The organism is Streptomyces sp. NPDC002076 (genome assembly GCF_053593835.1).
Genome location: NZ_JBSFDI010000007.1, coordinates 278,959 through 291,921, shown reverse-complemented (window position 1 = coordinate 291,921; position 12,963 = coordinate 278,959). Strand labels below are relative to the sequence as shown.

Annotated in this window: 17 protein-coding genes; 7 read left to right on the top strand and 10 right to left on the bottom strand. The window is 70.2% G+C overall.

Translation table 11 applies throughout. The annotated features are described in order from the left end of the window. Window positions 1–169: 169 nt before the first annotated feature. Window positions 170–355 (top strand): 50S ribosomal protein L28, encoded by a 186-nt coding sequence (rpmB, locus tag ACWCQS_RS17930; protein ID WP_003993230.1) that lies wholly within the window; start codon window positions 170–172, stop codon window positions 353–355. Between the two features lie 100 nt (window positions 356–455). On the opposite strand, the gene thiD is transcribed toward rpmB, so the two are convergent. Further along, a complete protein-coding gene (gene thiD / locus ACWCQS_RS17925; RefSeq protein WP_451005284.1) occupies window positions 456–1,244 on the bottom strand; it encodes a bifunctional hydroxymethylpyrimidine kinase/phosphomethylpyrimidine kinase in 789 nt (262 codons plus the stop codon). Continuing rightward, window positions 1,241–2,206 (bottom strand): thiamine-phosphate kinase, encoded by a 966-nt coding sequence (locus ACWCQS_RS17920; protein WP_330337600.1) that lies wholly within the window; start codon window positions 2,204–2,206, stop codon window positions 1,241–1,243. Before ACWCQS_RS17920 ends, thiD begins: the two co-directional genes overlap by 4 nt. A gap of 245 nt (window positions 2,207–2,451) precedes the next feature. Here ACWCQS_RS17920 and ACWCQS_RS17915 point away from each other — a divergent pair, with 245 nt between their 5' ends. Together ACWCQS_RS17915 and ACWCQS_RS17910 are read left to right on the top strand one after the other, a co-directional pair. Then, entirely contained in the window at window positions 2,452–2,685 is a 234-nt protein-coding gene (locus tag ACWCQS_RS17915) for an Lrp/AsnC family transcriptional regulator (protein WP_003997603.1), read from the top strand. Window positions 2,686–2,705: 20 nt separating this feature from the next. Further along, a complete protein-coding gene (locus ACWCQS_RS17910; protein ID WP_451005283.1) occupies window positions 2,706–3,227 on the top strand; it encodes a DUF3515 domain-containing protein in 522 nt (173 codons plus the stop codon). A gap of 12 nt (window positions 3,228–3,239) precedes the next feature. On the opposite strand, the gene ACWCQS_RS17905 is transcribed toward ACWCQS_RS17910, so the two are convergent. Genes ACWCQS_RS17905 through ACWCQS_RS17895 form a run of 3 tightly spaced genes read right to left on the bottom strand, consistent with a single transcriptional unit; the run spans window position 3,240 to window position 6,243 of the window. After that, entirely contained in the window at window positions 3,240–4,397 is a 1,158-nt protein-coding gene (locus ACWCQS_RS17905; protein ID WP_451005282.1) for a D-alanine--D-alanine ligase family protein, read from the bottom strand. A gap of 59 nt (window positions 4,398–4,456) precedes the next feature. Further along, complete coding sequence (locus ACWCQS_RS17900; protein WP_451005281.1) at window positions 4,457–5,467, bottom strand: NAD(P)H-dependent glycerol-3-phosphate dehydrogenase; 1,011 nt, start codon at window positions 5,465–5,467, stop codon at window positions 4,457–4,459. After that, window positions 5,464–6,243 (bottom strand): lysophospholipid acyltransferase family protein, encoded by a 780-nt coding sequence (locus ACWCQS_RS17895; RefSeq protein WP_451005280.1) that lies wholly within the window; start codon window positions 6,241–6,243, stop codon window positions 5,464–5,466. Before ACWCQS_RS17895 ends, ACWCQS_RS17900 begins: the two co-directional genes overlap by 4 nt. A 154-nt stretch (window positions 6,244–6,397) precedes the next feature. Here ACWCQS_RS17895 and cofC point away from each other — a divergent pair, with 154 nt between their 5' ends. Next, window positions 6,398–7,036 carry a 2-phospho-L-lactate guanylyltransferase gene (gene cofC / locus ACWCQS_RS17890; protein WP_451005279.1) on the top strand — a complete coding sequence of 213 codons (639 nt, stop codon included), beginning with the start codon at window positions 6,398–6,400 and terminating at the stop codon, window positions 7,034–7,036. A gap of 84 nt (window positions 7,037–7,120) precedes the next feature. Then, the gene (locus ACWCQS_RS17885) at window positions 7,121–7,324 is read left to right on the top strand and encodes a hypothetical protein (protein WP_451005278.1); all 204 of its coding nucleotides are present in this window, start codon (window positions 7,121–7,123) and stop codon (window positions 7,322–7,324) included. A 70-nt stretch (window positions 7,325–7,394) separates the two neighbouring features. Here the strand turns inward: ACWCQS_RS17885 and ACWCQS_RS17880 are convergent, their stop codons facing one another. From ACWCQS_RS17880 to leuC, 4 genes are all read right to left on the bottom strand, one after another. Then, a complete protein-coding gene (locus ACWCQS_RS17880; RefSeq protein ID WP_451005277.1) occupies window positions 7,395–8,042 on the bottom strand; it encodes an HU family DNA-binding protein in 648 nt (215 codons plus the stop codon). Between the two features lie 136 nt (window positions 8,043–8,178). Further along, window positions 8,179–8,409 carry an SCO5555 family protein gene (locus ACWCQS_RS17875; RefSeq protein WP_067130673.1) on the bottom strand — a complete coding sequence of 77 codons (231 nt, stop codon included), beginning with the start codon at window positions 8,407–8,409 and terminating at the stop codon, window positions 8,179–8,181. A gap of 263 nt (window positions 8,410–8,672) precedes the next feature. Continuing rightward, window positions 8,673–9,266 carry a 3-isopropylmalate dehydratase small subunit gene (gene leuD, locus ACWCQS_RS17870; protein ID WP_451005276.1) on the bottom strand — a complete coding sequence of 198 codons (594 nt, stop codon included), beginning with the start codon at window positions 9,264–9,266 and terminating at the stop codon, window positions 8,673–8,675. 6 nt (window positions 9,267–9,272) lie between these two features. Beyond that, the gene (gene leuC / locus ACWCQS_RS17865; protein ID WP_451005275.1) at window positions 9,273–10,697 is read right to left on the bottom strand and encodes a 3-isopropylmalate dehydratase large subunit; all 1,425 of its coding nucleotides are present in this window, start codon (window positions 10,695–10,697) and stop codon (window positions 9,273–9,275) included. Window positions 10,698–10,905: 208 nt separating this feature from the next. Here leuC and ndgR point away from each other — a divergent pair, with 208 nt between their 5' ends. Next, window positions 10,906–11,622 (top strand): IclR family transcriptional regulator NdgR, encoded by a 717-nt coding sequence (gene ndgR, locus ACWCQS_RS17860; protein ID WP_009320373.1) that lies wholly within the window; start codon window positions 10,906–10,908, stop codon window positions 11,620–11,622. A gap of 88 nt (window positions 11,623–11,710) precedes the next feature. On the opposite strand, the gene ACWCQS_RS17855 is transcribed toward ndgR, so the two are convergent. Next, window positions 11,711–12,220: a DUF4188 domain-containing protein gene (locus ACWCQS_RS17855; RefSeq protein WP_451005274.1), complete on the bottom strand. Its 510-nt coding sequence runs from the start codon at window positions 12,218–12,220 to the stop codon at window positions 11,711–11,713. An 80-nt stretch (window positions 12,221–12,300) separates the two neighbouring features. Here ACWCQS_RS17855 and ACWCQS_RS17850 point away from each other — a divergent pair, with 80 nt between their 5' ends. Next, window positions 12,301–12,945 carry a MerR family transcriptional regulator gene (locus ACWCQS_RS17850; RefSeq protein WP_451005273.1) on the top strand — a complete coding sequence of 215 codons (645 nt, stop codon included), beginning with the start codon at window positions 12,301–12,303 and terminating at the stop codon, window positions 12,943–12,945. Window positions 12,946–12,963: the final 18 nt, after the last annotated feature.

The window sequence follows — 12,963 nt, the reverse complement described above, 5'->3', positions numbered from 1 at the left end:
CTGCCATGGTAGTTTCGTTCTACGGGCGCAGCCGTTGTATGCTGCTCCGGTTGCCCGATCCGATCGGGCCGTTCCCCTGGCAACGCCACTCAAGATCTCAGGTCTTAGGATCTCGATCCCGGCCTGCCGGGATTAACCGTAAGTGCATCTGAAGTCTTTGGAGTGACCCGTGGCTGCCAACTGCGACGTCTGCGGCAAGGGGCCGGGCTTCGGCAACAACATCTCGCACTCGCACCGCCGTACGTCCCGCCGCTGGAACCCGAACATCCAGCGTGTGCGTACCGTGGTCGGCGGGACGCCGAAGCGCGTGAACGCTTGCACCTCGTGCATCAAGGCCGGCAAGGTCTCGCGCTGACGCTACAGCTGAGCGCGCGGCCACTGCCTGGTCCGCTGCACTGAGCCGGTCCACCCGAGGGTGGGCCGGCTTTTTGCCGTACCCGAGACCCGACAGCACATCAGGCACGGAAGCGCCAGCCGTGATCCACCGGCCCGATCCCCGCCCCCAGCGCGAACCCGGCGGCGATCGCGCCCGTGACGTACTCCTTGGCCGCCGTGACCGCCTCCGGCACGCATAGCCCCTTCGCCAGCCCCGACGCGACGGCGGACGCCAGTGTGCAGCCCGTGCCGTGCGTGTGCCGGTTGTCGTGGCGGGGCGCACGCAGCCGGTACTCGTCGGCACCGTCCGTGAGCAGGTCCACGGCCTCGCCCGCCAGATGCCCGCCCTTGATCAGCACCCACCGCGGACCGTACGCCAGCACGGCGTCCGCGGCCCGGCGCAGATCGTCCTCGGACTGGACCCGCACCCCCGTGAGTTGGGCCACCTCGTCCAGATTCGGGGTGGCCACGGTCGCCACCGGGAGCAGCTTCGTCCGTACCGAATCCAGCGCGGACGCGGCGAGCAGCGGATCGCCGTGCTTGGAGACGCCCACCGGGTCGACCACGGCCGGCGCGTCCGTACCGGAGATCAACTCGGCGACCGCCTCGACCAGTTCCGCCGAGGCCAGCATGCCGGTCTTCACGGCCTGGACGCCGATGTCGTCCACGACGCTGCGGTACTGGGCCCGCACGGCCGCCACGGGCAGCTCCCAGGCGCCCTGGACGCCCAGCGAGTTCTGCGCGGTCACGGCCGTGATCACGCTCATCCCGTGCACGCCGAGCGCCAGCATCGTCTTCAGGTCGGCCTGGATGCCGGCCCCGCCCCCGGAGTCGGAGCCGGCCACCGTGAGCACCCTCGGAAGGCTCATGACTCGATGTCCCCGAAGTGGTCCCAGCCGCCCTTGCTGGTCCAGGGCGCTCCGTCGACGGTCACCTGCGGCAGCGCGGAGGGGTTGAGGACCTCGCCGATGACCTTCCAGCGGGCCGGGAGCTTGGTGTCCGGCGGGAAGGTCGCGACGATCGCGTGGTCCTCTCCCCCGGTCAGCACCCACTGCAGCGGATCGACGCCGACGGCCTGCCCGATGTCGTTCATCTGGCTCGGGATGTCGATCGCGCCCGAGCGGATGTCGATGCGGACCTTGCTCGCCTCGGCGATGTGCCCGAGGTCGGCGATCAGCCCGTCGCTCACGTCGCACATCGCGGTCGCGCCGAGCCCGGCGGCGGCCGGACCCGCGTGATACGGCGGCTCGGGGCGCCGGTGGGCCTCCACGAAGGCGCGCGGGGAGCGGAAACCGCGGGAGAGGACCGCGTAACCGGCCGCGGACCAGCCCAGCCAGCCCGTGACGGCCACCAGGTCGCCGGGCTGGGCGCCGGCCCGCGTGACGGGCTCCTGGTTGCGCAGATCGCCGAGCGCGGTGATCGACACCATGATCGTGTCGCCGCGTACGACGTCACCGCCGACCACGGAGGCACCCGCGACCTGGCACTCGTCGCGCAGGCCGTCCATCAGCTCGCTCGGCCAGGTCACCGGGAGTTCGGCCGGGACGACCAGGCCGAGCAGCAGGGCGGTCGGTACGGCGCCCATCGCGGCGATGTCGGCGAGGTTCTGCGCCGCCGCCTTGCGGCCGACGTCGTAGGCCGTGGACCAGTCGCGGCGGAAGTGCCGCCCCTCCAGCAGGATGTCGGTGCTCGCCACCACCCGGCGGTCGGGCGCGGCGACCACCGCGGCGTCGTCGCCGGGGCCGATCCGGACCGCGGGGGTGGTGGTGAGACGGGAGGTGAGCTCCCTGATGAGCCCGAACTCACCGAGCTCACCAACAGTGCCCTTCATTGCCTTGCTCCCCTTCTCTGCCTTGCCGTGCCCAGTCGCGCGTCATCAGTGTCCCCGATACGGTCGAGGTGACTGTCGATACGGTCAGGATGACCGTCGCAGCGGTCGTGCGACCGTCAACTTCCGTAGTGCCTGCACCCTGGCGCGCAAGCCCGGTTCCCGCAGGTCTCCCCGCGGGGAGCGGCGACGCGATACCGTGGCGTTCCTTTTCCCCACATGATCCTCGTGGCCGCCCTGGAGGTTCCGTGGTACAGGCGTACATCCTGATCCAGACGGAGGTCGGCAAGGCGTCGACCGTCGCCGAGACGATCAGCAAGATCCCTGGCGTGATCCAGGCCGAGGACGTGACGGGACCGTACGACGTCATCGTGCGCGCCCAGGCCGACACGGTCGACGATCTCGGTCGTATGGTGGTCGCCAAGGTCCAGCAAGTGGACGGCATCACCCGCACCCTGACCTGTCCGGTCGTGCACCTGTAGCCCCCGTCTACGCTTGGCCGGTGAAGTTCTTCGCTCACCGGCCCCTCGGCCTGCTCGCGCCCGCGCTGCTGCTGGCGGTCGCGGGCTGCTCCTCGGCAGACGACAGCGCGACCGTGGCGGTTCCCAGCCCCGACGCGAAAACGGCGCCGGCGTGCCGGAATCTGCACCGGGTGCTGCCGCAGAAGCTCGACGGGCGAAGCCGCAACGACCCCGAACCCCGGTCCGCCTACACGGCGGGCTGGGGAAACCCGGCGATCATACTGCGCTGCGGTGTCGTACGGCCGCCGAAGATGATCGACCCCAAGGTGGCCGAGGGCGGTGACCCCGACGCCATCGCGGGCGGCGTGAACGGCGTCGACTGGCTGATGGAGAAGCAGGGCGACGGCACCTGGCGGTTCACCACGGCGGGCCGCGTGGCCTATGTGCAGATCACCCTGCCCAAGGGGATGTCCGCGCAGGAGGAGGGCACGGCCGTGCTCACCGACATCGCGGCGGCCGTGAAGAAGGCGATCCCCAAGGGGATCGCCTCCATGCGCGGGTGACTCGCGGGCCGCTCAGCGCAGTCCGGTCGAGCGGCGCAGCGCCGCCTGCACCAGGCGGTCGATCAGCTCGGGGTAGCTGACGCCGCTGGCCTGCCACATCTGCGGGTACATCGAGATCGGCGTGAAGCCGGGCAGGGTGTTGACCTCGTTGATCACGAACTCGCCGTCCTCGGTGAGGAAGAAGTCCGCGCGGACCAGACCCTCGCAGGAGACCGCCTCGAACGCCTCGACCGCGAGCCGCCGCACCTCGGCGGTCTGCTCCTCGGTGAGCGGCGCGGGGACGATACCGGGCGTGGAGTCGATGTACTTGGCCTCGAAGTCGTAGTACGCGTGCGTGTCCGGCGGCGGGATCTCGGCCGGGACGGAGGCGCGCGGGCCGTCCTCGAACTCCAGGACGCCGCACTCGATCTCCCGGCCGCGTACGGCGGCCTCGACGAGGATCTTCGGGTCGTGGGCCTGCGCGGTGGCGATCGCCTCGTCCAGCCCGGACAGGTCGTCGACCTTGGTGATGCCGATGGACGAGCCCGCGCGCGCGGGCTTCACGAACAGCGGCCAGCCGTGCTCGCCGGCGAAGTCGACGATCTTCTTGCGGGCGGCGGACTCGTCCCGCTCCCACTCGCGCGGCCGGATCACCACGTACGGGCCGACCTTGAGCCCGTAGGAGGTGAAGATCCGCTTCATGTACTCCTTGTCCTGGCCGACGGCCGAGGCGAGCACCCCGGCGCCCACGTAGGGCACCCCGGACAGCTCCAGGAGGCCCTGCAGGGTGCCGTCCTCGCCGTACGGGCCGTGCAGCACCGGGAAGACGACGTCGACCTCGCCGAGGGCCTTGGGCACCGAGCCGGGCTCGCTGTAGACGACCTCGCGGCTCGCGGGGTCGACGGGGAGCACCACGCCGCCCTCGTGCGACTCCGCCAGTTCCTCGACGTTGGGGGTACGACGGTCGGTGATCGCCATGCGCTCCGGCTCGTCGGCGGTCAGCGCCCAGCGGCCGTCCTGGGTGATGCCGATCGGCAGGACGTCGTACTTCGTCCGGTCGATGGCCTTGAGGACGGCGCCCGCAGTGACCACGGAGATCCCGTGTTCGGAGCTGCGGCCGCCGAACACGACGGCCACGCGCGGCTTGCGGGGCTGCTGCTCAGGGCTCTGGGGGAGGTTCTCGGTGCTCATATCGCGTTGAGAGTACCCGTTGGTAGAGCCCGGATACAGCGTCGACTCAGGGGGTTCGCTCAGCGTCGTTCCGGCTTCGCGCTGCGCGACATCAGCTCCTTGACGGCGACCACCGGTGACTTGCCCTCGTGGACGATGGCGACGACCGTCTCGGTGATGGGCATGTCGACGCCGTGCCGGCGGGCCAGATCCAGCACGGACTCGCAGGACTTGACGCCCTCGGCGGTCTGCTTGGTGACCGCGATGGTCTCCTGCAGGGTCATGCCCTTGCCCAGGTTGGTGCCGAAGGTGTGGTTGCGGGACAGCGGCGAGGAGCAGGTCGCCACCAGGTCGCCGAGGCCCGCGAGTCCGGAGAAGGTCAGCGGGTCGGCGCCGAGCACGACACCGAGCCGCGCGGTCTCGGCGAGGCCCCGGGTGATGAGCGAGCCCTTGGCGTTGTCGCCGAGCCCCATGCCGTCCGCGATGCCGACGGCGAGCCCGATGACGTTCTTCACGGCACCGCCCAGTTCACAGCCCACCACGTCGGTTTCCGTGTACGGCCGGAAGTACGGCGTGTGGCAGGCGGCCTGGAGGCGCTGGGCGACGGCCACGTCGGTGCAGGCGACGACGGCCGCGGCGGGCATGCGGGCGGCGATCTCACGGGCCAGGTTGGGCCCGGTGACAACAGCGATGCGGTCGGAGCCGACCTTGGCGACGTCGTCGATGACCTCGCTCATCCGCATGGTCGAGCCGAGTTCGACGCCCTTCATCAGGGAGACGAGCACGGTGTCCGGGGCGAGCAGCGGGGTCCACTCGGCGAGGTTGGCGCGCAGGGTCTGGGAGGGCACGGCGAGGACGGTGAAGTCCGCGTCGCGCAGGGCCTCGGCCGGGTCCGAGGTGGCACGCAGGCTCTCCGGGAGTTCGACGCCCGGCAGGTAGTCGGGGTTGGTCCGCGTGGAGTTGACGGCCTCGGCCAGTTCGGGACGGCGGGCCCACAGGGTGACTTCGCAGCCCGCGTCGGCGAGGACCATGCCGAAGGCGGTGCCCCACGAGCCGGTGCCCATGACCGCCGTCTTGACCGCCTTGCTCACTTGCCCTGCCCCTCCGGTTCCTTGCCCTTGGTCTCCGCCGTCTGTGCCTCGGTGCGGCGCCGCTGTTCGATCCGCTCGCGGCGCGGGTCGTAGGGCCTCTCGGGCGCCTTCTCGCCGCGGATCTCCTCCAGGAGGCGGGTGATGGCCGCCATGATGACCTCGGTGGCCTCCTTCAGCAGGTCCGGGGTCATCTCCTTGTCGTAGAAGCGCGAGAGGTCCACGGGCGGGCCCGCGAGCACGTGATGGGTCTTGCGCGGGAAGAGGTTGGGCTTCTTGGCGTACGGCGGCAGCAGTTCGTTGGCGCCCCACTGGGCGACGGGGACGACCGGGCACTTCGTCTGCAGGGCGACGCGGGCGGCACCGGTCTTGCCGGTCATGGGCCAGCCGTTCGGGTCGCGGGTGAGGGTGCCCTCGGGGTAGAAGGCGACGCACTCGCCGCGCTCCACGGCGTCGATCGCGGCCCGGAAGGCGCTGAGCGCGTCCGTGGACTCGCGGTAGACGGGGATCTGCCCGGTGCCGCGCATGGCGGCGCCGACGAATCCCTTCTTGAAAAGTCCGCTCTTCGCGAGGAATCGCGGAACCCGTCCGGTGTTGTACTGATAGTGCGCGTACGCGAAGGGGTCCACGTGGGAATTGTGGTTCACCACGGTGATAAATCCGCCCTCGGCCGGAATGTGCTCCATTCCACGCCAGTCCCGCTTGATCAGAACCACCAGCGGCGGTTTGCAGATCACCGCGGCGAAGCGGTACCAGAAGCCGATTCTGCGGCGGGGCACAAGGACACCTTCCTCTAGGGGCTGCCACCCCGGCGGGGGCCGCACGATTGTCGCCCCGTGCCGCCGGTCTGTCGAGAACACCGTACGCCCCGCCACCGACGGCGCCAGATGGCGCGGGGGACAATGATCGTGACGAGAGAGGGACGGTACGCCGGTGCAGTGGACCTTGGTCATCCCCCTGAAGCCCCTGTCGCGGGCCAAGAGCAGGCTCTCGGACACCGCGGGCGACGGGGTGCGCCCGGGGTTGGCGCTCGCGTTCGCGCAGGACACGGTGGCCGCGGCGCTGTCCTGTCCGGCCGTGGCCGATGTGGCGGTCGTCACGGACGACGAGCGGGCGGCACGCGAGCTGGCCGCGCTGGGCGCGCGGATCGTGCCGGACACGCCGGCCGGCGGCCTGAACGCCGCGCTGGCGCACGGCGCGGCCGTCGTACGGGAGATGCGCCCGCGCACACCGGTCGCGGCCCTCAACGCCGATCTGCCCGCGCTGCGCCCGGCGGAACTGTCCGTTGTCCTGGGCGCGGCGGCGGAGTTTTCCCGGGCGTTTCTCGCGGATGCGGCCGCGCTGGGCACGACTTTGCTGACCGCGGGGCCGGAGCGGGAATTGCAGCCGGAGTTCGGCGTGGATTCCCGTGCCCGTCATCGCGCGTCCGGAGCGACGGAAATCCAGCTGGCGGGGGTGGATTCGGTACGACAGGACGTGGACACCGGGAACGATCTGCGGGCGGCGCTGGCGCTGGGGGTGGGGCCGTACACGGCCGCGGTCTCGGCGGGGTTGCTGATCCCGGGGTCCTGAGGGCACCCGGCGCCGGGGCTGAGCAGAAGTTCGGGGCGCAGCCCCGCGGCGCATCCCGCGACGGCGAACATTAGGCTGGCCGTCATGCAGGCCACCGCATACACCTACGACCCCGAAACCCGCAGCGGACAGGTGCTCCTCGACGACGGCACCCCCGTGCCGTTCGACACCGCCGCGTTCGACGCGGGCGGCCTGTTGCTCCTGCGCCCCGGCCAGCGGGTGCGGATCGAGACCGAGGGGCAGGACGACGCGCTGCGCATCACCCTCGTAACCCTTCAAACCCTGTAACTGCCCTTACACACGCCGCGGGCCGGGCTCCCCAGGGGAGTCCGGCCCGGCGCGTGAGTGCCTGGCGTCCTTACGACGTGGCCTTGCGGGCGGTGGCCTTCTTGGCGGTGGTCTTGCGGGCCGTCGACTTCTTGGCCGGGGCCTTCTTCGCGGTGACCTTCTTCGCCGGGGCCTTCTTGGCCGCCGCCTTCTTGGCGGTGGCCTTCTTCGCCGCGGTGGTCTTGGCGGCCGCCGTGGTCTTCTTGGCGGGCGCCTTCTTCGCCGTGGTCTTCTTCGCGACGGCCGCCTTCTTCGCGGGCGCCGCCTTCTTGGCCGTGACCTTCTTCGCGGCCGCCTTGGTGGTCTTCTTCGCGGCGGCCTTCTTGACCGTCGCAGCGGCGCCGCCGGTCAGGCTGCCCTTGGGCGCCTTCTTGACCGACACCTCGCCACCGCGCGGCAGCTTCTTCGAGCCGCTCACCAGGTCCTTGAAGCCCTGACCGGCGCGGAACCGCGGCACAGAGGTCTTCTTGACCCGAACCCGCTCGCCCGTCTGAGGGTTGCGGGCGTAACGGGCGGGGCGGTCCACCTTCTCGAAGGACCCGAAGCCGGTGACCGAGACCCGCTCGCCCGCGACGACCGCGCGGACGATGGCGTCCAGGACATGATCGACAGCCTCGGCGGCCTGCTGGCGGCCACCCAACTTGTCGGCAATCGCTTCTACGAGCTGCGCCTTGTTCACGTCTTCCCCTTCGGAGACATCGCCAGAACGAAAGTGTTCAAGCTTTTTCGCACGTTAGGCAGATATATACCGCAAATCAAACACGAAACGGGCTAATCACCCTTGTGCCGCAACGGACTCGGTGATCTCGGGCTGTTCAGTGGTCCTCGTCGGGGATCCGACCCTCGTCGAGGTCCGCGTTGAACCGCTCGAGCCGCCTTGCCGCAGCGGCGAGATCGTGCTTGGCCGCGGCCGTAATGACCAGCAGCTTCCGGGTCAGCGCCATCCGTACGCCCTCCGGGACTTGCAGTGCGCGCACCCTTGCGTGCGCTTCCTTCAGTTGGTTCGCGACCGCCGTATAGAGCTGGAGTTGGCCGTCGTGTTCCATGCACAGATTGTGCCATCTGGGGCGAGTTGTCGCCTGCGCAGGGGGCAACTGCCGCCTCGATTGGCCATCCAGGCACTTGCGGAGGGCGCGGTCCCAGCCCTCACGTACCCAGGCAACGACCTTCGTAACGTGGCAAGTTGAGCACGAAGCCAGAAGCTCACGGGGCTGTTCGGGTCCAGACACGGCTGTACCCCCAATCGGGGCGATCGGGGGTACAGACGGGGTGTTGGTGTGGCCGAAACGCGACCCGGCCGGGGTCTGGCTCAGGCCTCGAGCGTCCGCGGCTTGTACGACGGCCGCTTGGCCTCGTACGCGGCGATGTCGGCCTCGTTCCGCAGCGTGATGGAGATGTCGTCCAGGCCGTTCAGCAGCCGCCAGCGGGAGTTCTCGTCCAGCTCGAAGGAGGCGGTGATGCCCTCCGCACGAACCTCACGAGCCTCAAGGTCCACAGTGACCTCAGCAGTGGGGTCCTGCTCCGTGAGCTCCCACAGCGCGTCCACGATCTTCTGTTCCAGGACGACCGTGAGCAGGCCGTTCTTCAGCGAGTTGCCCCGGAAGATGTCCGCGAAGCGGGAGGAGATCACGGCCTTGAAGCCGTAGTTCTGCAGCGCCCAGACGGCGTGCTCGCGGGAGGAGCCGGTGCCGAAGTCGGGGCCGGCGACCAGGACGGTCGCGCCCTGCCGCTCGGGGCGGTTGAGGATGAACTCGGGGTCCTTGCGCCAGGCCTCGAACAGCCCGTCCTCGAACCCGTCCCGCGTGACCTTCTTGAGCCAGTGAGCAGGGATGATCTGGTCGGTGTCGACGTTGCTGCGGCGCAGCGGGACGGCCCGGCCGGTGTGGGTGGTGAAGGCTTCCATGACTGATCAGACTCCAGCGGGCACAGAGGTGTCGGACAGGTCGGCGGGCGAGGCCAGGTGGCCCAGGACGGCGGTCGCGGCCGCGACCTGCGGCGACACCAGGTGCGTACGGCCGCCCTTGCCCTGCCGGCCCTCGAAGTTGCGGTTGGAGGTGGAGGCGGAGCGCTCGCCCGGGGCCAGCTGGTCGGGGTTCATGCCGAGGCACATCGAGCAGCCCGCGTGCCGCCATTCGGCACCGGCCTCCTTGAAGACCACGTCCAGGCCCTCGGAGACGGCCTGCAGACCCACGCGCGCGGAGCCCGGGACGACCAGCATCCGTACGCCGTCGGCGACTTTGCGGCCCCGCAGCAGGTCCGCGGCGGCGCGCAGGTCCTCGATGCGGCCGTTGGTGCAGGAGCCTACGAAGACGGTGTCCACCTTGATGGAGCGCAGCGGCTGGCCGGCCTCCAACCCCATGTATTCCAGGGCCTTTTCGGCGGCGAGGCGCTCCGAAGCGTCTTCGTACGAAGCCGGGTCGGGGACGGACGCCGAAAGCGGCGCGCCCTGGCCGGGGTTGGTGCCCCAGGTGACGAACGGCGACAGTTCGTCGGCGTTGATGACGACCTCGGCGTCGAAGACCGCGTCCTCGTCCGTCCTCAGGGTCTTCCAGTACTCGACCGCGGCGTCCCAGTCGGCGCCCTCGGGGGCGTGCGGGCGGCCCTTGAGGTACTCGAAGGTGGTCTCGTCGGGGGCGATCATGCCCGCGCGGGCGCCGGCCTCGATCGACATGTTGCAGATGGTCATCCGGGCCTCCATCGAGAGCTTCTCGATGGCGGAGCCGCGGTACTCCAGGATGTACCCCTGGCCGCCGCCCGTGCCGATCTTCGCGATGATCGCCAGGATCAGGTCCTTGGCGGTGACGCCCTCGGGCAGCTCGCCCTCGACGGTGATGGCCATGGTCTTGGGCCGTGCCAGCGGCAGCGTCTGGGTGGCCAGCACGTGCTCGACCTGCGAGGTGCCGATGCCGAACGCCAGGGCGCCGAACGCGCCGTGCGTGGAGGTGTGGGAGTCACCGCAGACCACGGTGGTGCCCGGCTGGGTCAGCCCCAGCTGCGGACCCACGACGTGTACGACGCCCTGCTCGACGTCGCCCAGCGGGTGCAGCCGCACCCCGAACTCGGCGCAGTTCTTGCGCAGCGTCTCCAGCTGGGCGCGGGAGACCGGGTCGGCGATGGGCTTGTCGATGTCGAGGGTCGGGGTGTTGTGGTCCTCGGTGGCGATGGTGAGGTCGAGTCGGCGCACCTGACGGCCGTTCTTGCGCAGCCCGTCGAAGGCCTGCGGGCTGGTCACCTCGTGCAGCAGGTGCAGATCGATGAAGAGGAGGTCGGGCTCGCCCTCGGCGCGCCGGACGACATGGTCGTCCCAGACCTTCTCCGCGAGTGTCCTACCCATCGCTTTCCCTCCGGCCGGCAAGCGTGCACCGGCCCAACTAGAGATCTTGGGGATGCGGTGGCTGCCCGTGTGCGGGCCCCATGAAGTCGTGATTCCGGGCGTCCACCGCCGGGCCCGTTGGTCTGCGGGCCGCTGTGTGATTCCAGAGTGGCGCGTTCCACGGAAAATTGAACTTGCGTTTCACAGAGTGAGACGCGAGTATCGTTGCATGGACAACAGTAGCGGCGTCGGCGTTCTGGACAAGGCGGCCCTCGTCCTGAGCGCTCTGGAGTCCGGTCCGGCCACCCTCGCGGGTCTGGTCGGCGCGACCGGACTGGCACGACCCACGGCTCACCGCCTGGCCGTGGCCTTGGAACACCACCGCATGGTGGCACGCGACATGCAGGGCCGTTTCATTCTCGGCCCGCGTCTCGCGGAGCTGGCGGCGGCGGCCGGCGAGGACCGCCTGCTCGCGACGGCGGGCCCCGTGCTCACCCACCTCCGTGATGTCACCGGCGAGAGTGCACAGCTCTACCGGCGCCAGGGTGACATGCGGATCTGTGTGGCCGCGGCGGAACGCCTGTCCGGCCTTCGGGACACCGTCCCGGTCGGTTCCACGCTCACGATGAAGGCCGGCTCCTCGGCCCAGATCCTGATGGCATGGGAGGAGCCCGAGCGGCTGCACCGCGGTCTGCAGGGCGCCCGCTTCACGGCGACGGCCCTGTCGGGCGTACGGCGGCGCGGCTGGGCCCAGTCCATCGGCGAGCGCGAGCCGGGCGTCGCGTCCGTCTCCGCGCCGGTGCGCGGCCCGTCCAACCGCGTGGTGGCCGCGGTGTCCGTCTCCGGCCCGATCGAGCGCCTGACGCGCCACCCTGGCCGTATGCACGCCCAGGCGGTCATCGACGCCGCCGCCCGTCTCTCGGAGGCCCTGCGCCGCTCGGGCTGAGCCCGGCGGCCCGGGAATGTTCGGGAACACCGATGAGGGCCCGCCTCAACGCCGCGGCAGGCCCTCCTCGCTCCCCCGATCCCGCCGGTCAGCCGGTCTTCTCGGCCTCCGGCGCCTGCTGCGTCCGGTGGGCGAACCGGTCCTTGGCGTACCGGCCCCGCTTCTCCAGCGGGATCTGGCCGTGCGCGGCCGCGAGGCCGAAGGCCGGCATGTCCCCGTAGATCGCCTCGTACGAGCCCTCCGGCACGACATACGCCTCGTGCCAGATCCCGACCTGCCCGCGCAGCTTGCCGCTGCGCTCCTTGCGGTTGAGTGCGGCCCACGCCCGGTGGTGGAACGCGTCCGGCGCGGTCGCGTAGGCGTACAGCTTGTCCTTGGACTCCCAGTACTGCACGACGTAGTACGTCCGCGGAGATGCCGTCAGCAGCACCTTGGCGCGCAGTCCCCGCGCGGGGTCCCTCTCCAGCTCCCGCAGCATGCGGAGCATCCCCAGCATCACCGGCAGCCACAGGTGCACCGCCCAGAAGCGGTTGATGCGCATGCCGATCAGCAGGACGACGACCTCGCCCTTCGCGTCGGCGGTCGTACGGGACACCATGACTTCCCCCTCCTTGGTGAGCAGCGCTATCCAAGTCGCAATGCTTGGATAGTGCCGTTATCCAAGAAGGGGCGCAAGACATGCGGCTCGCCGAACTGAGCAGACGCAGCGGTGTGTCCACCGCGACGATCAAGTACTACCTGCGCGAAGGCCTGTTGCCGCCGGGCCGCCAGCTCAACACGACCACGGCCGAGTACGGCGAGGAGCACCTGCGCCGGCTGCGGCTGGTGCGCGCGATGATCCAGGTCGGCGGGCTCCCGGTGGCCACGGTCCGGGAGGTGCTGCGGAACGTCGACGACGATTCCCTGAGCCGCTCGATCCGGCTGGGCGCGGCCCTGTGGGCGCTGCCGCAGGTGCCGGAGCCGGACGAGGAGGACGACTTTGTGCGGGCCGCGCACCGGGAGACGGACGAGCTGCTGGACCAGTTGGGCTGGTCGAACGCGAAGCTGCTGACGACGATCTCCCCCGCGTACCGCTCCCTGGTGGTGGCGGTGGCCGCGTTCCGCCGACTCGGCTACGACTGGGGGCACGAACTGCTCGCGTCCTACGCCAAGTTGATGCACGAGGTGGCCAAACTCGACCTGGACTTCGTGGAGACGCACCCGTCGGAGGCGGAGAAGGTGGAGACGGCGGTGCTCGGCGCGGTGCTGACCGAGCCGATGCTGCTGGCCCTGCGCCGACTGGCCCAGGAGGAGGAATCGGGCCGGCGGTACGGCTTCGAGTAGGGCCGGATACGGCGAAGG

Excerpts from the sequence above, each read along its gene's own strand:
- thiD (WP_451005284.1), bottom strand. The coding sequence starts at position 1,244 with ATGAGCCTTCCGAGGGTGCTCACGGTGGCCGGCTCCGACTCCGGGGGC.
- ACWCQS_RS17920 (WP_330337600.1), bottom strand. The coding sequence starts at position 2,206 with ATGAAGGGCACTGTTGGTGAGCTCGGTGAGTTCGGGCTCATCAGGGAG.
- ACWCQS_RS17905 (WP_451005282.1), bottom strand. The coding sequence starts at position 4,397 with ATGAGCACCGAGAACCTCCCCCAGAGCCCTGAGCAGCAGCCCCGCAAG.
- ACWCQS_RS17885 (WP_451005278.1), top strand. The coding sequence starts at position 7,121 with ATGCAGGCCACCGCATACACCTACGACCCCGAAACCCGCAGCGGACAG.
- ACWCQS_RS17875 (WP_067130673.1), bottom strand. The coding sequence starts at position 8,409 with ATGGAACACGACGGCCAACTCCAGCTCTATACGGCGGTCGCGAACCAA.
- leuD (WP_451005276.1), bottom strand. The coding sequence starts at position 9,266 with ATGGAAGCCTTCACCACCCACACCGGCCGGGCCGTCCCGCTGCGCCGC.
- leuC (WP_451005275.1), bottom strand. The coding sequence starts at position 10,697 with ATGGGTAGGACACTCGCGGAGAAGGTCTGGGACGACCATGTCGTCCGG.
- ndgR (WP_009320373.1), top strand. The coding sequence starts at position 10,906 with ATGGACAACAGTAGCGGCGTCGGCGTTCTGGACAAGGCGGCCCTCGTC.
- ACWCQS_RS17855 (WP_451005274.1), bottom strand. The coding sequence starts at position 12,220 with ATGGTGTCCCGTACGACCGCCGACGCGAAGGGCGAGGTCGTCGTCCTG.
- ACWCQS_RS17850 (WP_451005273.1), top strand. The coding sequence starts at position 12,301 with ATGCGGCTCGCCGAACTGAGCAGACGCAGCGGTGTGTCCACCGCGACG.